Below are 21,243 nucleotides of genomic sequence, written 5' to 3' on the forward strand. Positions count from 1 at the left end.
GGAAGGTGCGAACAAGTTCCTGATATGAGATCATCATATTCATCCGGAGCGCATCCCAGAGGGACATCATGAGCCATCAACTCACCTTCGCCGATAGTGAATTCAGCACTAAGCGCCGTCAGACCCGAAAAGAGATTTTCCTCTCCCGCATGGAGCAGATTCTGCCATGGCAGAATATGACCGCTGTCATCGAGCCGTTTTATCCCAAGGCGGGCAATGGCCGACGGCCCTATCCGCTGGAGACCATGCTGCGTATTCACTGCATGCAGCATTGGTACAACCTGAGCGACGGTGCCATGGAAGATGCCCTGTACGAAATCGCCTCCATGCGCCTGTTTGCCCGATTATCCCTGGATAGCGCCCTGCCGGATCGCACCACCATCATGAATTTCCGCCACCTGCTCGAGCAGCATCAACTGGCCCGTCAATTGTTCAAGACCATCAATCGCTGGCTGGCCGAAGCAGGCGTCATGATGACCCAAGGCACTTTGGTGGATGCCACCATCATTGAGGCACCCAGCTCTACCAAGAACAAAGAGCAGCAACGCGATCCGGAGATGCATCAGACCAAGAAAGGCAATCAGTGGCACTTTGGCATGAAGGCCCACATTGGTGTCGATGCCAAGAGTGGCCTGACCCACAGCCTAGTCACCACCGCGGCCAACGAGCATGACCTCAATCAGCTGGGTAATCTGCTTCATGGAGAGGAGCAATTTGTCTCAGCCGATGCCGGCTACCAAGGAGCGCCACAGCGCGAGGAGCTGGCCGAGGTGGATGTGGACTGGCTGATCGCCGAGCGTCCCGGCAAGGTAAAAACCTTGAAGCAGCATCCGCGCAAGAACAAAACGGCCATCAACATCGAATACATGAAAGCCAGCATCCGTGCCAGGGTGGAGCACCCGTTTCGCATCATCAAGCGGCAGTTCGGCTTCGTGAAAGCCAGATACAAGGGGCTGCTGAAAAACGATAACCAACTGGCGATGTTATTCACCCTGGCCAACCTGTTTCGGGTGGACCAAATGATACGTCAGTGGGAGAGATCTCAGTAAAAACCGGAAATAACGCCAGAAATGGTGGAAAAAATAGCCTAAATAGGCTGATTCGATGTGTTTGCGGGAAAAAAATCGGCCCAGATCCGCGAAATTTTAATCAGCGAGTCAGCTTGGGAAGAAATGACCTGCTTATTCGCACCTTCCCTAATCTTGAACCAGGTGTGATATCCCGAATGCGTGAGTCCCTTAAAGCTAAGCTGGATGCTGATCGCATCCGTAAGAAGCGTGAAGGTAAGCGTATTTACCGTTGTCCATTATTTATTATGTGGGCTAAAGAATATTCCGAATCGGGTAAATGCCACTACCACATTTGTCTGCTGTTCAACAAAGACGCTTACTACCACCTTGGGGATTACGAACGAGAAGACAACCTGAGAGGGATGATTACAGGTGCATGGTACAGCGCTCTAGCGTTGCAACGGGATGATTGCCCTGACCTGGTGACATTCCCTGATAACTGTCGTTACGTACTAGATAACGAAGACCCTGACTTTGAGGATCATTACCAGGCACTGCTAACCCGGCTGGACTACCTGACCAAAGTTGAGTCTAAAGTGTTTGGTGAAGGGGATCGTAACTTCGGCTGTAGCCAAATCGATCTGTAAGTCGGCAATGGCCTTCTCAGTGAGAAGGCCATATTTGTATTGCCTCAACTAATTACTGAAATGCAGTTTCGTTACGCAATTTTCTATAGATTACTGATAGTCATCAGCAAGTCCGCTACTAAATAACGTTTCTGCATTTTCAGCATTAGCAACAGCATCCTGCACATCCTGCCGTTTCAAATCTAACACCCGTAATTTACCTTTTACTTCGGCGACGGATTCGATTCGCCTGTAAGCATCAGGATGGTGTTCGGCATATAGCGCCAGTCCTTTCAGTTTAGGCAAGGCATCAGCCAGATGCAGGCCATGTGGATCTACCAGGTCCACAATCATTTCGCCATCCTGTTCGGCAAAGAATAGGAAATCGGGACGAACAATCTTGTACTGTTCAGCTTCAACATAAGCGATTCCCAGTGACGACTGCCCTGTGTACTGTGGATTACGATACCAGAAAGCAAATCCTTCACGTTTGGTTTCGATCTCAAAAACCTTGGTTTCCCAATGGTTCAACAGAGCCGGATAGATCCCGTTTTCGTCACACAACAAATGGTGTTTCCAGACTGGAAGGTCAGCTTCCTTTTCACCTTCACGCACCCTGGTCATTTCAAACTTGTTCGCCGGCCTGACCAGATCCACATCCTGCGGTTCGGTACTCATTTCGACGATTTGACGATAGGCCTCTTTACGCTCATCTTTCAATGACTTGATTTGCGGTGTGTACTCGGCCAGCCACGCCTTCGCCAGTCTATCGGCCTCGCCATCGAAGTAATCCTGCACCTCCATCACCAGCCCCATGCCAGCAACGGTCACACGAGCTTCCATGATTGCTTCCAAATACTCCTCAGCATCCTCTTCTCGATCCGCGACCTTATCGGCCAGATATTCGACATAGGTACGTGAAACATCCGGGCTGAAAATTCGGGCTGCACGCCGGTAGGCGTCATCAATCACCGTTACGTCCGCCTCCTCCCAGAATTCGTTGAAGGTCATTGCTTTGTTCTTGAGGCTGGCAACCACAGCCTTACCATCTACGACGAGCACTGCATTGCGTTTGTTTTTGATTTTCTCGGCATTTTCTATCTGGAACTTGTCCAGAACAGCGTGCAAAGCAGCATGGGCTTTCCTGACTGCCCCATCAAGAATGCCGTCATCAACCAGTTCCTGTGCCAGCGCGGTCAGACGTCTGGCGGGTCTGGCTCCTTTCTGTGGTCGGGTTTGCGAAGGTAGCGCTTCAAATGCTTCCCATACGGCAGTTGAAGCAGCCGGGTTAGGTTTCATCTCCACAGGGTTAACCAGGATGCGTCCGCTTGGAGGAGAGGTATCATCGCCCTTAAACAAGGTATTGACGACATCTCTCACGGTATTGGTATTAAACTTGGGCAACAGGCATTCTACAGAGTTTAAACGCTCATTACCCGGAATACGCCTCGCCAATGGGGTACGCACCATACGCCCCAACAATTGCGTAATATGCGTCCTGTGGCTGGCTGCGCGGAAGGAAACCATCACTTCGGCACGTGGGCAATCCCAGCCAGTGCTGATGGCATCTTTAGCAATCAGTACTCGCATCCAGGTTGATTCCTGCACCCGCTGCGGTTCAATATAAGGCACCTGATGTTGGCCGAAACGTTGTGTGGTGTGTTCACCGAAGACATGAGCAACACTGTCAATGGACAATTCAGGATAACGGGAGAATAACGTATCCAGCCAACGCCCCACCTCATTCGGGTCAGGCGTATTAGGTACCTGGAATACCATTAGCGGCACTACTTCGCGCACGGTTTCCTGCTGTCTTGCGTACTCTGCCCAGGCATCGGTCGCTTCCCTGAGTTTGTCGGCAGCACGGCGTACCCACACGGTATCGAAGTCACCAGCTTCATCAGGCACACCCAGAATGATATCGTCCTTGATAAGTCCAGATTCCTGCACTTTAGCGGGGTCAACCACCACATTCGGCAGTTTGACATGATGACCAGCATTGGCAATGGCTTTGTCGAAACGTTCAACTGTGGCGGAAATACCCCACACTACTGGAATACCCTTCACTCCAGCCGAACCATTGATAAGCCGTTGTACAATAGTACTCTTAGCAGCTTCACTGGAAGCCGTTGACGAGCCCATCCCTCTGTGCGCTTCATCCAGCACTAAGTAAAGGGTCAGATCCGGGTCTTCGATGGTGTTCTGGATGGTATCCCACAGCGTATAAGCCTGTGCATCAGGGGCTGCTTCGAAAAGGCCGCCTTTATCATCGAACCCGCGCACCACGAGGCTTTTTTTGCCAAACTTCTGCGTGTTAAGGAAATAGATTTTTCCAGCCTGAAACTTACGCCGACTGAAGGGATGTTCAACTACCACCATATCGTTGTAGTTGATACGGTCACTCGCCTCCATCAGGCGAAAACGGGTTTGCTCATTCAGTGCTGGATCATCACTGAACCAGATCACCACCGCGCCGGGATCTGCATCGAAATTAAATTCGTCGTCACCATGAAACAATGCTTCAAATGCAGCAGCAGCCATGACGGTCTTACCCGCACCGGTTACAGCCGTTAAAGAGAAGGCGCTTTTGTCGCTCTCGTTGTGCCAGTAACGTCGAGCCTTCCTGAGATTCGCCAGAGCATCATGTACCGCATCGCGCTGATAGTCCTTGAGAGTAAATTTCATTCTGTCCATTCCCCACTGGTGAAGCTGAAATTGGTCAGGTACGACTCGTATAACCGCACTGGTTCAACATCTTTTGGCAAACGTTTTGTTACAGACTGGAAGTGACGGTCATCATCAGTAACGATGAAAGCCACGCACACGCCACTGGAGGTATCAATGGCTTCAATGAATGGGGTTGCTTGGTCTACATCTAGCAGTAGACCGTACGCATCGGTCACTTCCCATCCTTTAGTAGGTATTTTTTCAATACGTTCGCCGCGCGCACCCGCGCGTAGCCATAGCAACGGCGCAATGCGAACAAAGGCCAAGTTGTGGCTAACCGACTTCTCAGCTTCGTAGGTCAGAGTGAAAAACTCGGCATTTTCCTCAAAACCGTCAGACATTGGGAACTCGTCTGTAAACCTATAATTGACCTTAATCGGTTGTTCATTCGGCGTTTTGCCTGTGATAGCAGCTTGTACACGTGGTTTGGTGATATAATCACAGATCCCCCACTTTTCCCAATCAGGATCTCCAGGCCTTAAGCCCTGTTCGCGCAATTTTTTCTGTTCGTCGGCAGCGACTTCGTTGTTAGTGACGGAGATGCACTGGCGACGACCACCACCTCCGCCGCGACCGTGGCGGCGTCCGCACCCTGTTCGTGGTGATGTTCCTGGTGACAGCCTGCGTGGCGATGCTCTTCACTTTTGCAGCAGCCTGCATGGTGCTCACTGTGGCGGCTTTCGTGGTGATGTCCTTCACCCTTGCAGCAGCCTTCGTGTTGGTGCTCTGTATGTTTACAGCAACCTTCATGATGGTTTTGCATCATCGTCTCCTGATGTTATTTAGATATATCTAATTTATATCTAAAGTTTATCGACTTGCAAGTCTATAAAATAATTTTTGTTTAATTTAATGATTATTAATGGTTTTTATGGATTGCTGATAGCTGTTTAATCTCAAGCTGACTATATCAAAAAAGTGCTTGCAATCTTTTTGATTAGCAATCATTATCATTTAAAAATAAATTTAGATATATCGTATTATCTTCACGAAGGCGAAAAAATGACAAAAAACACCTCACGCTACCCACAGCGCGTGCGTAACGAACTACGTTTTCGCGAATTAACCGTGCTGCGCGTTGAGCGTATCGGCCAGGCGTTCCAGCGGATCGTGCTGGGGGGCGAGGCGCTGGATGGCTTTGTTTCACAAGGTTTTGACGACCACACCAAACTGTTTTTCCCGCAGGCGGGCAGCGTATTTACGCCGCCGGAAGTGACCGACGAAGGCATTAACTGGGGCGAGGGCGTGCGCCCGGCGACCCGCGACTACACGCCGCTGTACGATGCCGAACGCCACGAGCTGGCTTACGATTTTTATATCCACGATGGCGGTATTGCCAGCCGCTGGGCGCTGGAAGCCAACATCGGCGATAAGCTGGTGATCGGCGGGCCGCGCGGCTCGCTGGTGGTGCCGGAAGATTACGCCTGGCAGCTTTATGTCTGTGACGAGTCGGGCATGCCGGCGCTGCGCCGTCGCCTGCTGGGATTACGTCAGCTGCCGGTGACGCCGCAGGTGACGGCCATCGTCACCGTCGCGGATGCTTCGTATAAAGATTATCTGGCGGATCTCGACGGCTTTAATATCGAATGGGTGGTAGGCCACAACCCGGCGTTCGTCGCCGAGCGGCTGGCTCAGGTCAAGGTGCCGTCAGAAGATTATTTTATCTGGCTGACCGGAGAAGGCGGCGTGGTGAAATCGCTGCTGGCGCGCTTTGAGGAGCCGAGTATCGATCAGCAACTGGTGCGTTCGCAGGCGTACTGGCATAGCAAATAATCGGCAGTGTGGTAAACCCGGATGGCGGCGCGTTGCGCCTTCTCCGGGCTACCTTTCAATGGTGTTATGTCGCCCCGGTAAGCGCAGCGCCACCGGGTGAGGCTTAGCGTTCCGCCAGCGCCTTAAACACCATCGCCACCGCGTGGGCGCCGGGGTCCATATTGCCGAGCAGGCTCTCGCTATTGAGATAGGAGGCGCGTCCGGCGCCGGCTTTGCTCGACTGGCAGGTGCGATCCGCGCCGGCCTGCGCCGCGGCGAAAGCGGCCTGCAGATTATCCGGTTCGGCCAGCAGCGCCGCCAGCGCCGGCTGTAGAGCGTCAATCATCGTCCGGTCGCCCTCATCGGCGCCGCCGTAAAATTTCATCTGCCCCAGACCGGCGTTCAGCGCTTCCGCCATGCTGGCGCCTTGCTCCAGCTTCTGCCCGGCGGCGGTGAAGAAAATCGACATCAATACGCCGCTGGAGCCGCCCATCACCACCGTCAGGCGTTCGCCAATTAGCGCGAACAGCGTGGGTAAATCATTGAGCGGCAGTTGCTGGCGTTGCAATAGAGCGGCAATCTCACGCGCGCCAGCGGCGAAAGTGGAGCCGGTATCGCCGTCGCCCACTTTGGCGTCAAGCGCGTTGAGATGGGTTTCGAGGCCGGAGAGGGTGCTGGTCACCTGCGCCACGTAATCGCCCACCTGCGGGTTGGCCGATGGCGTAAAGGCGACGCGTGCGCTGGCGAGCGCGGACGGCATGATATTAACAGCCCGCGGCTGCACCGGCTTCTGCCAACTGGCGGTTTCGACATCCGACAGCAGCGCCTTTTCAATGCTCTCTTCCAGCACGATAGTGGTCAGCGAGAAGCCTTTCATATCCAGCGCCGTTACCAGCGAAGCCGGGCCAATCAACCAGTCAACGCGCGCATGGAGTGGGGTGTTGGCCAGCTCGCGGGTCAGAATCGCCATCTCGGCCACCGACACGCCGCCGAGATTATTGAGCATCACCGCCAGGCGGCCGGTTTCAGGTAGAGCGGCGGTCAGCTTCTCTACCATAATCTGCATGATTTCCGCGCTGTTATGGGTCGCGATCGTCGAGGCTCCCGGTTCGCCGTGGATGCCCATCCCCAGCTCGGCGTGGCCGGGCTGATGGCGCGGCGCGCTTTCCGCTTCCTGCGGCAGGTGACAGCTGGCCAGCGCCACCCCGATGCTGGCGGTATGGTTGGCGGCGTATTGCGCTTCACGCAGGACGGTGGCGAGGTTGAAGCCGCGCTCGGCGAAATAACCCGCCACCTTATGCACAAGAATAGTCCCGGCGATACCGCGCGGCTGTTTGTTATCCGGCAGCGAAATATCGTCGCCGACGATCAGCATCTCTACGTTATAGCCAAGACGGCGCGCTTTCTCCGCCGCGAGGCCGAAGTTAAGCCGATCGCCGGTGTAGTTTTTAACGATCAGCAGACAGCCCGCCTCGCCGGTCACCGCCTGAATCGCGGTGAGTACCGCATCGACGCTCGGCGAGGCGAACAGATCGCCGCAGACCGCGGCGGTCAGCATGCCTTTACCAATAAAGCCGACGTGCGCCGGTTCGTGTCCTGAACCGCCGCCGGAAATCACCGCCACGTTGTTTTTATTCAGATCGCGGCGTACCACTACACGGATCGCCGGGTCGCTCTCCAGGCGGGCGAGGTTGTTCCACGGGCTGGCAATAATGGTTCCCTCGATCACGTCGTTAACGAGGCTGGCGCGCTGGTTAAAAAAGAATTGAGACATAGTGGTTCCTGATCAGTAAGCGAAAACTCACCCTCCGGAGGCGGGCCCCCGGAGTGGTAACGGTCAAAGTGGATTTAGCGACGAATAAGACGTTGCAGACGCATATCGAGCGTGATGGCTTCGCCAGGCTGAATATCATTCAGCGCTTCGCCCTGCTGGCATAGCCAGGCGATCCCCGCCGCGCGGGCGATAATCGCGCCGTGGGCCTGTTCGCTGCCGTCGCGCAGGCACAGGCCGGTGACCTTGCTGGCATCCAGTTGGAGTACAGTCGAGGGATAAATATTGTCGGCGATAATAATCGTCGGCTCACTGGCGAATGGCAGCGTCTCCTTAATACCCTGCAGATGGCGCAGCGTGCGCTGCAGAATATCGTCGACATCGATATAACGGGCCTGCAGATAGGCGTCATCCAGCTGACGATACTGCTGGCTGAGCTCCATCAGCACTTGATGCCACGCCCATTCCGCCGAGCACTGTTCGGTGAGCAGGCGATCGTTGGCGGCATCAAACAGATCTTCATCGTCGAGCAAGGTGTGATGACCGGCGAAGATCGCCGCGATATCGGCGTTAAATTTGTGTTCCGCCAGCTCGGTGAGCGCATTGAGATCGGCCAGCGTCTGGTCGATCGCCTGGCGCAGGCGCTGCTGCTCGCGGGCGATGTCGGCGGCGGCGGGGAGCGCCGGTTGGATCGGCGCCTGCGGATAAAGCATCGCGGCGCCTTCAACACGCGCAGGTATGGCGGGTTCCGCTGTCGGCTGCGCCTCCGGCGACTCGCCGAAGTTATCGGCGGCCAGCGCCTGAAACGCCGCCAGCGCCGCATCGGCGTCCGGACCGCGGGCCAGCAGGCGCAGCTTATCGTGGCGGCGCACCTGTAGCAGAGCGATTTGATTCAGACTGTCCGGGGTGACGCATTTGCCGTTTTTCTCCAGCACCAGGTCGGCGTTAAAACCCGCCAGCGCGGCGACCAGCTTTGATGCCGGACGCACGTGCAGGCCGTTGTGATTGTTAATAATGACTGAAACCGATTTAGCATCGCCGTCGTCAGCAAGCGTTGGGGCGGCGGCGTCAGGCGTGTGCGAAGGTAAACCCAGCTGAACCCGCTTGGCTTCCAGGGCGTTCATGGCATCGGCGATAACTTTGTCGATCCCGGCGCCGGAGGCGGCGCTGACGGTGGCCGCCAGCGTCCCTTCGACCAGCGGCGCGGCGCACAGCCGCACCTTTGCCGCCATCGCCGGATCGAGCAGATCGAGGGCGGTTTCGGCGCTGAGCAGGGCGCTGCCGATATCCATCATCACCAGAACATGGTCGGTATCGGCGACGGATTCGATCGCCTCCATGACTTTAATCGGATCGGTGCCGATCGGGCTGTCGGGATCGTCGATCCCGGCGGCGATCGCCAGCTTACAGCCATCGTTCATTAACATCTGCCGGGCCAGTTCTCCGACACCTTCGCCCAGCCGGGCGCTATGAGAAACAATAACCAGGTTTACCATCGCGATTTCCTTACTCTTTGGCGGCGGCAGCCAGCATCTGAACCATAAACAGCACCGAGGTCGCGCCGGGATCCTGATGCCCGATGCTGCGCTCGCCGAGATAGCTGGCGCGGCCTTTACGCGCCTGCATGGTGATGGTGGCGTGGGCGGCGCGCTCGGCCACTTCGCAGGCGGCATCCAGCGCGGCAGGGATAGACAGATGTTGCTCGCTGGAATGACGCAGGGATTCCACCACCGGCAGCCAGACGTCGCACATCGTCTTATCGCCCGGCTCCGCTTTACCACGGTTGACGACGCCGTCCGCGCCTTCGCGGATCATCTGATAAAGCTCGTCGAGGGTCAGGCTCTGATGCGCCTGGGTGACCTGGGCGGCGCGGATAAAGAAGGTGCCGAACAGCGGGCCGCTGGCGCCGCCGACGTTGGAAAGCAGCGTCATCCCGGTATTCTTGAGAATAAAACCGATGTCTTTATCGGCGATCGACGGCAGCTTTTCGACCACTTTGCTGAAGCCGCGATGCATATTGAGGCCGTGGTCGGCGTCGCCGATCTCTTTATCAAGGCCGGTGAGAAAATCGCTCTGTTTGGTGAAAATGTCGCCACAGCGGTACAGCCAGTCGACGATTTGCGTTCTGTTCAGTGACATGTCGTGCTCCTTATTTTCCCCAGTTCAGCGCTGGGGTATGGACCGGGGCGTCCCATAACGCCAGCGTGTCATCATCCGCTTTCAGCAGGGTGATGGAGAAACCCGCCATATCCAGCGAGGTGCAGTAGCTGCCGATGAGGTTGCGTTCAATCACAATGCCGGACGCTTCGCAGCGCTGGGCAAGGCGGTTGTAAACGCCGTACAGTTCGGAAAGCGGGGTGGCGCCGAGGTTATTGACCAGCGCGATAACCCGATCGCCGTTTTGCAGCGCGGTTTTGCTCTGTTTCACTTCCTGCCACGCTCCCTTGACGTTATCCCACTGGCGCAGCGTGCGGCTGTATGCGCCGTTTTCCAGCAGGGTATCGACCATCTCATCGACGGTTTGGTCGAGCGAGCTGAAGCGGCGGCGGTCGATACCCGGCTCGCCATGGATGCCGACGCCGAACTCCATCTCATCATCTTTCAGGGTAAAGGAGGGCTGTCCGGCGGCCGGTACGGTGCAGGCGCCCAGCGCGATGCCAATCGAGTGACCAAGGTTATTTAAACGGCGGCCCAGTTCAGCGCAGGCTTCCAGCGAGTCGCCGCGTTCGGCGGCGGCGCCGACCAGTTTTTCAATCAGCACGGTATTGGCGACGCCGCGGCGTCCGGCGGTATAGAGGCTGTCTTTTACCGCCACGTCGTCATCCACCACGACGGTGGTAACCTTAACGCCACTTTCGTGCAGCAGCTCGGTGGCGGTCTCAAAATTCAGGATGTCGCCGGTATAGTTTTTGATAATCAGCAGGACGCCTTCGCCGCCGTCAATCTGCATCGCGCATTCGAACATTTTGTCCGGCGTCGGCGAGGTGAAAATTTCCCCCGGACAGGCGCCGGAGAGCATGCCCTGGCCGATGTAGCCGCAGTGCATCGGTTCGTGTCCGCTGCCGCCGCCGGAGAGCAGCGCCACTTTGCCGGCGACCGGTGCATCAGCGCGGGTGACATAGACCGGGTCCTGGTGCAGCGTCAGTTCAGGATGCGCCTTCGCCAGGCCGATAAGCTGTTCACTCAGTACATCTTCCACACGGTTAATCAGTTTTTTCATTGTTTATGCTCCGTAGGGTAGGGGGAGGTCGCCTGTCTATAAGGGTAGCCCGGCGATGTAGTGATTCTGGCTGAGCGGGCGCAAAATAAAATGCCGTCAAAATTGATTCCATAACGGAACGTAGAAAAGAATTTTTGTTCCTTTATGGAACATTAATTGCCGATAAACAGGAGAAATGCGAGCCAGCGCTAATAATTTGTCCGTTTTTTTCTGCTATCAGAAATGGGGCAAGGATGATTTTTTTCGCCATTGTGCCGCATTGAGGCAATTTTCTGCGTTAAAGAGGGGAGACGATAGCGGCTTTTTTGCCAAAATGATCCGATCGCGATCGCAATCCCATCGCTTTCTCAGTCAAATTGTTTCAATGTGAAACGCATTATTTTTTTATCTGTTTCAGAACAGAACAAAAAAGGGAAAAATTTTTTTCGCCGCGGCTCGCCCTACAGTGGATGCATCGCTCCGGCAGCGTGGCTGTAAGCGCCATTGATATCAGGCGCCGCGGCATGACGGCCTGGGCTCACGTGTCAACATACGCACTTATTTGAGGGTGAAAGAAATGCTAAAAGTTATTCAATCTCCAGCCAAATATCTCCAGGGACCTGATGCCGCCATGCTGTTTGGCGAATACGCTAAAAACCTGGCCGACAGCTTTTTTGTTATCGCCGATGACTTCGTGATGAAGTTGGCGGGCGGCAAAGTATTGAACGGCCTGCATAGCCACAATATTAGCTGCCATGCGGAACGGTTTAACGGCGAGTGCAGCCATGCGGAAATCAACCGCCTGATCGCCATTCTTAAGCAGCACGGCTGCCGCGGCGTGGTGGGTATCGGCGGCGGGAAAACCCTCGATACCGCGAAGGCGATCGGCTATTACCAGAAGCTGCCGGTGGTGGTGATCCCGACAATTGCCTCAACCGATGCGCCGACCAGCGCGCTGTCGGTTATCTACACCGAGGCGGGCGAGTTTGAAGAGTATCTGATCTACCCGAAAAACCCGGATATGGTGGTGATGGACACGGCGATTATCGCCAAAGCGCCGGTACGCTTGCTGGTGGCCGGGATGGGCGATGCGCTCTCCACCTGGTTTGAAGCCAAGGCCTGCTTCGATGCGCGAGCCACCAGCATGGCGGGCGGGCAGTCCACGGCGGCGGCCTTGAGCCTGGCGCGCCTGTGCTATGATACGCTGCTGGCGGAAGGCGAAAAAGCACGCCTGGCGGCTCAGGCTGGAGTGGTGACCGATGCGCTGGAGCGTATTGTCGAAGCCAACACCTATCTGAGCGGTATCGGTTTTGAGAGCAGCGGCCTGGCCGGCGCGCACGCGATTCACAACGGTTTCACCATCCTTGAAGAGTGCCACCATCTGTATCACGGTGAGAAAGTGGCCTTCGGTACCCTGGCGCAGCTGGTGCTGCAGAACAGCCCGATGGAAGAGATCGAAACCGTGCTGAATTTCTGTCAGAAAGTAGGCCTGCCGGTAACGTTAGCGGAAATGGGCGTGAAAGACGACATTGACGGCAAGATCATGGCCGTGGCCAAAGCGACCTGCGCGGAAGGTGAAACCATCCACAATATGCCGTTCCCGGTGACGCCTGAGAGCGTACATGCCGCGATACTGACGGCAGACCTGCTGGGACAGCAGTGGCTGGCGCGTTAATCAGTCGTCGGTAAGTTTTTATCCGGCATCTTCTCCCCCTCTGACAGTCTCTGCCGGAGGGGTTGTCTATGGTTAAACAGCGGAAAGGGATATGACGGCGCACACGCATAGCATCGGGAAGGAAGTCTCTTCAGTCATTGCCCAGTCATGGCATCGTTGCAGCAAGTTTATGCAGCGGGAAACCTGGCAGGCGCCGCATCAGGCGCAGGGACTGACCTTTGAGTCGATTTGTCGTCGCAAGACGGCGTTGCTGACGATTGCTCAGGCTGCGCTGGAAGATGCCTGGGAGTTTATGGACGGCCGCCCGTGCGCGCTGCTGATTCTGGATGAATCAGCCTGTATTCTCAGCCGTTGCGGCGATCCGCAGACGGTAGAACAGCTGGCGGAGCTTGGGTTTCGTGACGGCAGCTACTGTGCAGAAAGCATCATTGGCAGTTGTGCCCTGTCGCTGGCGACGATGCCGGGCCAGCCGACAAAAACCTCTGGCGAGCAGCATTTTAAACAGGCGCTGCATCCGTGGTCGTTCTGCTCGACGCCGGTCTTCGATAACCATGGTCGACTGTTCGGCTCCATCTCGCTATGTTGTCTGGTGGAGCATGAGTGCGTTTCTGATTTATCCCTGACGCTGGCGATTGCCAGAGAAGTCGGCAACTCTTTGCTGACCGACAGCCTGCTGGCTGAATCCAACCGCCATCTGAACCAGATGTACGGGCTGCTGGAGAGTATGGATGATGGTGTGATGGCCTGGAACGAACAGGGCGTATTGCAGTTCATCAATGCGCGAGCGGCGCTGCTTTTGCATCTCGATGCGCAGGCCAGTCAGGGGAAAAACATTCACGATCTGCTCAATCTCCCCATGCTGCTGCGCCGGGCGATCAAACATGCCCGCGGTCTGAATCACGTCGAAGTTACCTTTGAAAGCCAGCATCAGTTTGTTGATGCCGTCATTACCCTGAAGCCGATTGTTGAGGAGCAGGGCAACAGCTTTATTCTGCTGCTGCATCCAGTGGAACAAATGCGCCAACTGATGACCAGCCAGCTCGGCAAGGTGAGCCACACCTTTGAGCAGATGTCGACTGACGATCCGGAAACCCGCCGCTTGATCCATTTTGGACGCCAGGCAGCGAGGGGGAGTTTCCCGATCCTGCTGTGTGGGGAAGAGGGTGTTGGTAAAGAACTGCTGAGTCAGGCCATTCACAATGAAAGCGAGCGCGCCAGCGGGCCGTATATCGCCGTGAACTGTCAGTTGTATGCCAACAGCGTACTGGGGCAGGATTTTATGGGCAGTGCGCCCACCGACGATGAAAATGGCCGGTTGAGCCGTCTTGAACTGGCGAACGGCGGCACGCTGTTTCTGGAAAAAATTGAATATCTGGCACCGGAGCTGCAATCCGCGCTGTTACAGGTGATCAAACAGGGGGTGTTAACCCGCCTGGATGCCCGTCGGCTGATTCCGGTGGATGTCAAAGTGATCGCCACCACCACGGTTGATCTCGCCAATCTGGTGGAGCAAAACCGCTTTAGCCGTCAGCTGTATTATGCGCTGCACTCTTTTGAGATAGTGATCCCACCGCTGCGGGCGCGGCGCAGTAGTATTCCCTCGCTGATTTATACGCGGCTGAATAGCCTGAAAAAACGCTTTTCATACAGTTTGAAGATCGACGACGACGCGCTGGCGCAACTGGTGGCCTATTCGTGGCCGGGCAATGACTTTGAGCTGAACAGCATTATCGAAAACATCGCCATCAGCAGTGATAACGGCCATATTCGGCTGAGCAATCTACCGGATTATTTGTTTGCCGAACGTCCAGGTCTGGAGACGGCGTCTTCACTGCTGCCTGCTAGTCTGACGTTTACCGCTATCGAAAAAGAGGCGATTATCCATGCTGCCCGCGTCACCAGCGGGCGCGTGCAGGAGATGTCGCAACTGTTGAATATCGGTCGCACTACCTTGTGGCGCAAGATGAAGCAGTACGACATTGATGCCAGCCAGTTTAAGCGCAAGCATCTGGACTAGTTTCTTCAATTCTCGCCATCGAGAACAGCGCGTCTGACAGTCGGTTGATATAACGCCTGGGTTCATCGCGTAACGTTAGCGATCTGCTCATCGCGATGAGGACCCGCTCCAGTCGGCGCGTCAGGGTTCGCGCAACGTGTAGCTGTGCCGATGCGAGATTTTTCCCCGGAATAACAAACTCTTTGAGCGGGCCGCTTTGCGCCATATTACGGTCAATAAGCTGCTCCAGCGCCTGAGTATCCTCTTCACCAATACGCTGTTGTAAGCGAGCGAGTCCTTTCTCATCGCTGGCGAGTTCCGCACCCAGAACAAACAGCATTTTCTGTATGGCGTGCAGATCCTGGCGTAGCCCGGCCTGACGCGTGCTGGCATAGCAGACGCCAAGTTGGGAAATCAGTTCATCCACCGTGCCATAGGCCTCAACGCGGATGTCGTCTTTGTCGATACGGCTGCCGCCAAACAGTGCGGTCGTGCCTTTATCGCCGGTTCGGGTGTAGATGCGGTACATTTATTTTATCTCGCTGAAGGGAAGCACTTTGACCAGTTGACCAGCATTAGCACCGAGGACGCGGAGCCGGGCTGCACCGGCGCGGATATGACCACGGATCAGCGCCCGATCCTCGGGCAACTGGGCGTGGGTTAACGCAATATCACCCGTGGCGTTAAGACCCAGACCGACACGTAGCGTTGAGCTTTTGGCCGCAAGTTTGCTCAATGCCAGTGCGCAGTCATGCTCGTCGCAACAGATTGCCCGGCAAGGGACGCCTTGCTCTTCCAGTCCCCAGCACAGCTCATCAAGCACGCGAGTATCCTGCCAGCGTGAGTGATAAAACAGATGTACGCCCGGTGATGAAAGTGACATTGCGCCCCCTGTACTATCAGAATGCCTGACGGAAGATCTCGGCAATTTCTTTCTCGTTCCCTTTGCGCGGGTTAGAGAAGGCGTTGCCGTCCTTCAGCGCCATTTCCGCCATGTACGGGAAATCGGCTTCTTTGACACCCAGATCGCGCAGATGCTGCGGAATGCCGATGTCAGCAGAGAGACGGGCAATGGCGTGAATAGCCAGTTCGGCGGCATCCATGGTGGAAAGTCCGTCAGTGTTTTCGCCCATAAACTCTGCAATGTCGGCAAATTTTTCCGGGTTAGCGATCAGGTTATAGCGCGCCACGTGCGGCAGCAGTACGGCATTCGCCACGCCGTGCGGCATGTCGTACAGACCGCCAAGCTGATGCGCCATCGCGTGAACGTAGCCGAGGTTGGCGTTGTTGAAAGCCATACCTGCCAGCAGGGAGGCGTAGGCCATGTTCTCGCGAGCTTTCAGGTTGCTGCCCAGCGCTACGGCCTGACGCAAGTTGCGTGCGATCAGGCGAATAGCCTGAATAGCGGCAGCGTCGGTGACCGGGTTGGCATCTTTGGAAATATAGGCTTCCACGGCGTGGGTCAGGGCGTCCATACCCGTCGCGGCGGTCAGCGGGGCGGGTTTGCCAAGCATCAGCAGCGGATCGTTAATGGAGACCGACGGCAGGTTACGCCAACTGACAATCACAAACTTCACTTTGGTCTTGGTATTGGTCAGCACGCAGTGGCGGGTGACTTCGCTGGCGGTACCGGCAGTGGTATTCACCGCAACGATCGGCGGCAGCGGGTTGGTCAGGGTTTCAATCCCGGCATAGCTGTAGAGATCGCCTTCGTGAGTTGCTGCGATACCGATGCCTTTACCGCAGTCATGCGGGCTACCGCCACCGACGGTAACGATGATATCGCAATGCTCTTTGCGAAAGACTTCCAGACCGTCACGCACGTTGGTGTCTTTGGGGTTAGGTTCAACGCTATCAAAAACCACCACGTCAATGCCCGCTTCACGTAAATGGGCGAGGGTTTTATCTACCGCGCCGTCTTTAATGGCCCGCAGACCTTTATCAGTAACCAGCAGCGCTTTTTTACCGCCTAACAGTTTGCAGCGTTCGCCGACAACGGAAATAGCATTGGGGCCAAAGAAGTTCACATTTGGCACCAGGTAATCAAACATACGATAGCTCATAATATACCTTCTTAGATTTAAATTATAATTCAGAGAAACAATTCAGTGCGGTTTCTGCTAATAATCTGTCTTGTTCCACGGTGCCGCCGCTAACGCCAACGGCACCAATTAATTTACCGTTTAATATGACAGGTAAACCGCCGCCGAAAATAACAATGCGCTGTTGGTTGGTAAGCTGCAAACCATATAGCGAAGCACCAGGTTGTACCGCATCGGTAATTTCATGGGTACCCTGGCGCAGGCAGCAGGCGGTATACGCTTTATTAAGAGAGATATCACAGCTGGTGACAAACGCATCGTCCATGCGTTGCATTAGCAGCGTATTCCCACCGCGATCCACCACGGAAAAGACCACCGGAACGCTGATCTCAAGCGCTTTAGCCTCAACGGCCTGCGCCATTTTTTTTGCAGCCGCCAGCGTAATGGTGGCAATTTGTTGGCTCTTATTCACAGTTTCTCCTGAAAATGTTGTAGGGCTGAGGTCACGAAACATATCGCGCAACAGCTATTTTTATCATTGGCTTTACCTTATTTTCTCGCCGCACGTTATTAAGTCAATAGGGCGAAAATTTCAAAGATATTAAATTCACCTTCCCGGTTTTGCGTTTATTGATAATGATCATTTAACCTCGTCACAATTCACGATGGATATTCCTGAATTGCGTTTCAATATGAAACGATGCGTTTTTATTAGGTACCAAATTGGAACGAAATTAATTTTATTTTTTTATTGTTCTGCTCATTTAGAGTTCGACCATTGCTGATGAAAGGCGAATGACGGGTGTTGTGTCCCCGGCAATGCGGCCCGGCGTCCCTATTTTTTATCTTTTGAGTCAATAAATCATGAGAAGATCAAAACGATTCGAAGTACTTGCGAAGCGGCCTGTAAATCAGGATGGGCTGATTGGCGAATGGCCTGAAGAGGGGCTGATCGCCATGGAAAGCCCCTACGATCCAGCGTCGTCGGTGAAGGTGGAAAATGGTCGTATTGTTGAGCTGGACGGTAAGAGCCGCGCCGAGTTCGACATGATCGACCGTTTCATTGCCGACTACGCCATTAACGTGGCTGAGGCCGAGCACGCCATGCAGCTCGACGCGCTGGAGATCGCCAGAATGCTGGTGGATATCCACGTCAGTCGGGAAGATATTATTGCCATTACCACTGCCATCACCCCGGCGAAAGCGGTGGAAGTGATGGCGCAAATGAACGTGGTGGAGATGATGATGGCGCTGCAAAAAATGCGTGCCAGACGCACGCCCTCCAACCAGTGCCACGTGACCAACCTGAAAGATAACCCGGTACAGATTGCCGCCGACGCTGCTGAAGCGGGGATCCGTGGCTTTTCCGAGCAGGAAACGACGGTTGGCATCGCCCGCTACGCGCCGTTTAACGCCCTGGCGCTGCTGGTGGGTTCCCAGTGCGGTCGTCCTGGTGTGCTGACGCAATGTTCTGTTGAAGAGGCCACGGAGCTGGAGCTGGGCATGCGTGGGCTAACCAGTTATGCCGAAACTGTGTCGGTGTATGGCACAGAATCGGTGTTTACCGACGGTGATGACACTCCGTGGTCCAAAGCGTTTCTCGCCTCGGCTTATGCATCGCGTGGCCTGAAGATGCGCTACACCTCCGGCACTGGCTCGGAAGCGCTGATGGGCTATTCCGAAAGTAAATCGATGCTATATCTGGAGTCGCGCTGCATTTTTATCACTAAAGGCGCGGGCGTACAGGGGCTGCAAAACGGTGCGGTCAGCTGCATCGGCATGACCGGCGCCGTGCCTTCGGGGATCCGCGCGGTGCTGGCGGAAAACCTGATTGCCTCAATGCTCGACCTTGAAGTGGCCTCCGCCAATGACCAGACCTTTTCTCACTCCGATATTCGCCGTACTGCCCGCACCCTGATGCAGATGCTGCCGGGTACCGACTTTATTTTCTCTGGTTACAGCGCGGTACCCAACTACGACAACATGTTTGCCGGGTCGAACTTCGACGCTGAAGACTTCGATGATTACAACATCCTGCAACGCGATCTGATGGTTGACGGCGGTCTGCGTCCGGTGACTGAAGAAGAAACCATCGCTATACGCAATAAGGCTGCACGCGCCATTCAGGCGGTGTTCCGCGAACTGGGCCTGCCGCTGATTAGCGATGAAGAAGTGGAAGCCGCTACTTATGCTCACGGCAGCAAAGATATGCCTGCGCGCAATGTAGTGGAGGATCTGGCGGCCGTGGAAGAGATGATGAAGCGTAATATCACCGGGCTGGATATCGTCGGCGCGTTGAGTTGCAGCGGTTTTGAAGATATCGCCAGCAATATCCTCAATATGCTGAGACAGCGTGTTACTGGTGATTACCTGCAAACGTCGGCCATTCTGGATCGCCAGTTCGACGTCGTCAGCGCCGTCAACGACATCAATGATTATCAGGGACCTGGTACCGGCTATCGCATCAGTGCCGAACGCTGGGCGGAAATTAAAAATATTGCGGGCGTGGTTCAGCCCGGCTCGATCGAATAAGGCGGAACACTGTGGAATGCACAACTGAACGTAAGCCGGTTTTCACCTTACAAGTGAGCGAAGGCGAGGCGGCTAACGCGGATGAACGCGTGGATGAAGTGGTGATTGGCGTCGGCCCGGCCTTTGGCAAGCACCAGCATAAAACCCTGATTGATATGCCTCACAACGCGATTCTGAAAGAGCTGGTTGCTGGCATCGAAGAAGAGGGATTACATGCGCGGGTAGTGAGGATCCTGCGCACCTCGGATGTTTCTTTTATGGCATGGGATGCGGCAAACCTCAGCGGCTCAGGCATCGGGATTGGCATCCAGTCGAAAGGAACCACGGTGATTCATCAGCGCGATCTGCTGCCGTTAAGCAACCTCGAGCTGTTCTCTCAGGCTCCGCTGCTGACGCTGGAAACCTATCGTCAGATTGGTAAAAACGCCGCGCGATATGCACGCAAAGAGTCGCCTTCGCCGGTGCCAGTGGTCAATGACCAGATGGTGCGCCCTAAATTTATGGCCAAGGCCGCGCTGTTTCATATCAAAGAAACCAAACACGTGGTGCAGGATGCTGCGCCTGTCACGTTGCATATTGCACTGGTAAGGGAATGACCATGAACGACAACATCATGACTGCGCAGGATTACCCATTAGCGACCCGCTGCCCGGAGAAAATCCAGACGCCTACCGGCAAGCCGCTAACCGACATTACTCTTGAGAATGTGCTGGCGGGCCGCGTAGGACCGCAGGATGTGCGTATTTCTCAGCAAACGCTGGAGTACCAGGCGCAGATTGCCGAGCAGATGCAGCGTCATGCCGTGGCGCGCAATTTTCGTCGTGCGGCAGAACTGATTGCGATTCCGGATGCCCGCATTCTGGAGATCTACAACGCGCTGCGACCGTTTCGTTCTTCTTTCGCCGAGTTGCAGGCCATTGCCGATGAACTGGAACACACATGGCATGCCACGGTGAACGCCGGGTTTGTCCGCGAATCGGCAGAGGTATATCAGCAGAGAAATAAGCTGCGTAAAGGCAGCCAGTGACGGAGGCAGCATGCCGTTAATTGCAGGGATCGATATCGGCAACGCCACCACCGAAGTGGCGTTGGCGCAGGATGGCCGGTTTATCGGCAGCGGGATTGTCGCCACGACCGGTATGAAAGGCACGCGGGATAATATCGCCGGGGTAGTCGCGTCCCTGCAGCAGGCGCTGAATAACACGCCGTGGTCGCTGCAGGACGTAGCAAAAATTTGCATCAACGAGGCCGCACCGGTGATTGGCGATGTGGCGATGGAAACCATCACTGAAACCATCATTACCGAATCGACGATGATTGGTCATAACCCGCAAACGCCCGGTGGCGTTGGCGTGGGCATGGGAACCACCATCGCCGTGGAGAAGTTGGCGGCGTTGAGCGAGGATCGATTTGCCCAGGGCTGGATCCCGTTGGTAGGTGAGGAGATGGATTTCCTTGAGGCGGTTTGGTTTATCAATGAAGCGCTGGATCGCGGCGTCAATGTGGTGGCGGCCATCCTGAAAAAAGATGATGGCGTGCTGGTGAATAATCGCCTGCATCGGCCAATGCCGGTGGTTGATGAAGTCACTCTGCTGGAGAAGGTACCGGAAGGTGTTCTGGCGGCGGTGGAAGTGGCGGCCCCAGGACAGGTGGTGCGGGTGCTGTCGAACCCTTACGGCATTGCGACCTTCTTTGCCCTGACGCCCGAGGAAACGCAAACTATCGTCCCCATCGCCAGAGCGCTGATTGGCAACCGTTCCGCCGTGGTGCTGAAAACCCCGCAGGGCGATGTGCAATCAAGAGTGATCCCGGCGGGTAAGATCTTTATCCGTGGTGAAAAGCGTGGCGGTGAAGCCGACGTAGCGCAAGGCGCGCAGGCCATTATGCAGGCGATGAGCGCCTGCGCGCCCGTG

At 55.4% G+C, this 21,243-nt stretch carries 19 protein-coding genes and 1 pseudogene; 9 read left to right on the forward strand and 11 right to left on the reverse strand.

What is annotated here, in order from left to right:
- Positions 1-68: 68 nt before the first annotated feature.
- On the forward strand, positions 69-1,049 hold the full coding sequence (locus tag OGV71_RS10670) for an IS5-like element ISKpn26 family transposase (RefSeq protein WP_000019445.1): 981 nt from the start codon (positions 69-71) through the stop codon (positions 1,047-1,049).
- A 74-nt stretch (positions 1,050-1,123) separates the two neighbouring features.
- Positions 1,124-1,657, forward strand: coding sequence for an inovirus Gp2 family protein (locus tag OGV71_RS10675; protein ID WP_373886939.1), 534 nt, complete (start codon positions 1,124-1,126; stop codon positions 1,655-1,657).
- A 90-nt stretch (positions 1,658-1,747) separates the two neighbouring features.
- On the opposite strand, the gene OGV71_RS10680 is transcribed toward OGV71_RS10675, so the two are convergent.
- The 3 genes and pseudogenes from OGV71_RS10680 to OGV71_RS10690 form a co-directional block, all read right to left on the reverse strand.
- Positions 1,748-4,321 carry a DEAD/DEAH box helicase gene (locus OGV71_RS10680; protein ID WP_043016716.1) on the reverse strand — a complete coding sequence of 858 codons (2,574 nt, stop codon included), beginning with the start codon at positions 4,319-4,321 and terminating at the stop codon, positions 1,748-1,750.
- On the reverse strand, positions 4,318-4,860 hold the full coding sequence (locus OGV71_RS10685) for a hypothetical protein (RefSeq protein ID WP_226988882.1): 543 nt from the start codon (positions 4,858-4,860) through the stop codon (positions 4,318-4,320). The genes OGV71_RS10680 and OGV71_RS10685 overlap by 4 nt, the downstream gene beginning before the upstream one ends.
- A gap of 48 nt (positions 4,861-4,908) precedes the next feature.
- A pseudogene (locus OGV71_RS10690) lies at positions 4,909-5,126 on the reverse strand (PadR family transcriptional regulator); the annotation flags it as partial.
- Between the two features lie 239 nt (positions 5,127-5,365).
- Here OGV71_RS10690 and OGV71_RS10695 point away from each other — a divergent pair.
- Positions 5,366-6,136 carry a siderophore-interacting protein gene (locus tag OGV71_RS10695; protein ID WP_007372176.1) on the forward strand — a complete coding sequence of 257 codons (771 nt, stop codon included), beginning with the start codon at positions 5,366-5,368 and terminating at the stop codon, positions 6,134-6,136.
- A gap of 103 nt (positions 6,137-6,239) precedes the next feature.
- Here the strand turns inward: OGV71_RS10695 and OGV71_RS10700 are convergent, their stop codons facing one another.
- The 4 genes from OGV71_RS10700 to dhaK all read right to left on the reverse strand — a co-directional run bounded on the left by OGV71_RS10700 (position 6,240) and on the right by dhaK (position 11,106).
- Positions 6,240-7,889, reverse strand: coding sequence for a glycerone kinase (locus OGV71_RS10700; protein ID WP_007372177.1), 1,650 nt, complete (start codon positions 7,887-7,889; stop codon positions 6,240-6,242).
- 74 nt (positions 7,890-7,963) lie between these two features.
- Entirely contained in the window at positions 7,964-9,382 is a 1,419-nt protein-coding gene (gene dhaM / locus OGV71_RS10705) for a dihydroxyacetone kinase phosphoryl donor subunit DhaM (protein ID WP_023336797.1), read from the reverse strand.
- Between the two features lie 10 nt (positions 9,383-9,392).
- Positions 9,393-10,025, reverse strand: coding sequence for a dihydroxyacetone kinase subunit DhaL (gene dhaL, locus OGV71_RS10710; protein WP_007372179.1), 633 nt, complete (start codon positions 10,023-10,025; stop codon positions 9,393-9,395).
- Positions 10,026-10,035: 10 nt separating this feature from the next.
- Entirely contained in the window at positions 10,036-11,106 is a 1,071-nt protein-coding gene (gene dhaK / locus OGV71_RS10715) for a dihydroxyacetone kinase subunit DhaK (RefSeq protein WP_007372180.1), read from the reverse strand.
- 556 nt (positions 11,107-11,662) lie between these two features.
- Here dhaK and OGV71_RS10720 point away from each other — a divergent pair.
- Entirely contained in the window at positions 11,663-12,760 is a 1,098-nt protein-coding gene (locus OGV71_RS10720; RefSeq protein WP_103468664.1) for a glycerol dehydrogenase, read from the forward strand.
- A gap of 91 nt (positions 12,761-12,851) precedes the next feature.
- Positions 12,852-14,777 carry a dihydroxyacetone kinase operon transcriptional regulator DhaR gene (gene dhaR / locus OGV71_RS10725; RefSeq protein WP_193863309.1) on the forward strand — a complete coding sequence of 642 codons (1,926 nt, stop codon included), beginning with the start codon at positions 12,852-12,854 and terminating at the stop codon, positions 14,775-14,777.
- Here dhaR and OGV71_RS10730 read toward each other — a convergent pair.
- From OGV71_RS10730 to OGV71_RS10745, 4 genes are read right to left on the reverse strand one after another with little or no spacing between them, the layout of a single operon-like run.
- The gene (locus OGV71_RS10730) at positions 14,755-15,285 is read right to left on the reverse strand and encodes a cob(I)yrinic acid a,c-diamide adenosyltransferase (protein ID WP_003841452.1); all 531 of its coding nucleotides are present in this window, start codon (positions 15,283-15,285) and stop codon (positions 14,755-14,757) included. The two genes, dhaR and OGV71_RS10730, sit on opposite strands and share 23 nt — an antisense overlap.
- Positions 15,286-15,639, reverse strand: coding sequence for a glycerol dehydratase reactivase beta/small subunit family protein (locus tag OGV71_RS10735; protein ID WP_032950260.1), 354 nt, complete (start codon positions 15,637-15,639; stop codon positions 15,286-15,288).
- A gap of 16 nt (positions 15,640-15,655) precedes the next feature.
- Entirely contained in the window at positions 15,656-16,819 is a 1,164-nt protein-coding gene (gene dhaT, locus OGV71_RS10740) for a 1,3-propanediol dehydrogenase (RefSeq protein WP_148361444.1), read from the reverse strand.
- A gap of 22 nt (positions 16,820-16,841) precedes the next feature.
- Positions 16,842-17,270, reverse strand: a complete 429-nt coding sequence (locus OGV71_RS10745; RefSeq protein WP_003024730.1) for a GlcG/HbpS family heme-binding protein — start codon at positions 17,268-17,270, stop codon at positions 16,842-16,844.
- A 392-nt stretch (positions 17,271-17,662) separates the two neighbouring features.
- On the opposite strand from OGV71_RS10745, the gene OGV71_RS10750 reads away from it, so the two are divergent.
- From OGV71_RS10750 to OGV71_RS10765, 4 genes are all read left to right on the forward strand, one after another.
- Positions 17,663-19,330 carry a propanediol/glycerol family dehydratase large subunit gene (locus OGV71_RS10750; protein ID WP_048217121.1) on the forward strand — a complete coding sequence of 556 codons (1,668 nt, stop codon included), beginning with the start codon at positions 17,663-17,665 and terminating at the stop codon, positions 19,328-19,330.
- Between the two features lie 11 nt (positions 19,331-19,341).
- Positions 19,342-19,926: a propanediol/glycerol family dehydratase medium subunit gene (locus tag OGV71_RS10755; protein WP_003024724.1), complete on the forward strand. Its 585-nt coding sequence runs from the start codon at positions 19,342-19,344 to the stop codon at positions 19,924-19,926.
- Positions 19,927-19,928: 2 nt separating this feature from the next.
- The gene (locus tag OGV71_RS10760; RefSeq protein ID WP_003024721.1) at positions 19,929-20,357 is read left to right on the forward strand and encodes a diol dehydratase small subunit; all 429 of its coding nucleotides are present in this window, start codon (positions 19,929-19,931) and stop codon (positions 20,355-20,357) included.
- A gap of 10 nt (positions 20,358-20,367) precedes the next feature.
- On the forward strand, positions 20,368-21,243 hold an 876-nt coding region (locus OGV71_RS10765; protein WP_286526051.1), incomplete at its 3' end, for a diol dehydratase reactivase subunit alpha.

Origin of the sequence: Citrobacter sp. Cf088 (genome assembly GCF_030334295.1) — a bacterium.
GTDB lineage: Bacteria > Pseudomonadota > Gammaproteobacteria > Enterobacterales > Enterobacteriaceae > Citrobacter > Citrobacter freundii.

Bases quoted from the DNA above. Each gene is read 5' to 3' on its own strand.
- OGV71_RS10700 (WP_007372177.1), bottom strand. From the start codon at position 7,889: ATGTCTCAATTCTTTTTTAACCAGCGCGCCAGCCTCGTTAACGACGTG.
- OGV71_RS10735 (WP_032950260.1), bottom strand. From the start codon at position 15,639: ATGTCACTTTCATCACCGGGCGTACATCTGTTTTATCACTCACGCTGG.
- OGV71_RS10680 (WP_043016716.1), bottom strand. From the start codon at position 4,321: ATGAAATTTACTCTCAAGGACTATCAGCGCGATGCGGTACATGATGCT.
- OGV71_RS10730 (WP_003841452.1), bottom strand. From the start codon at position 15,285: ATGTACCGCATCTACACCCGAACCGGCGATAAAGGCACGACCGCACTG.
- dhaT (WP_148361444.1), bottom strand. From the start codon at position 16,819: ATGAGCTATCGTATGTTTGATTACCTGGTGCCAAATGTGAACTTCTTT.
- OGV71_RS10720 (WP_103468664.1), top strand. From the start codon at position 11,663: ATGCTAAAAGTTATTCAATCTCCAGCCAAATATCTCCAGGGACCTGAT.
- dhaL (WP_007372179.1), bottom strand. From the start codon at position 10,025: ATGTCACTGAACAGAACGCAAATCGTCGACTGGCTGTACCGCTGTGGC.
- OGV71_RS10670 (WP_000019445.1), top strand. From the start codon at position 69: ATGAGCCATCAACTCACCTTCGCCGATAGTGAATTCAGCACTAAGCGC.
- dhaK (WP_007372180.1), bottom strand. From the start codon at position 11,106: ATGAAAAAACTGATTAACCGTGTGGAAGATGTACTGAGTGAACAGCTT.
- dhaR (WP_193863309.1), top strand. From the start codon at position 12,852: ATGACGGCGCACACGCATAGCATCGGGAAGGAAGTCTCTTCAGTCATT.
- dhaM (WP_023336797.1), bottom strand. From the start codon at position 9,382: ATGGTAAACCTGGTTATTGTTTCTCATAGCGCCCGGCTGGGCGAAGGT.
- OGV71_RS10695 (WP_007372176.1), top strand. From the start codon at position 5,366: ATGACAAAAAACACCTCACGCTACCCACAGCGCGTGCGTAACGAACTA.
- OGV71_RS10760 (WP_003024721.1), top strand. From the start codon at position 19,929: ATGAACGACAACATCATGACTGCGCAGGATTACCCATTAGCGACCCGC.
- OGV71_RS10750 (WP_048217121.1), top strand. From the start codon at position 17,663: ATGAGAAGATCAAAACGATTCGAAGTACTTGCGAAGCGGCCTGTAAAT.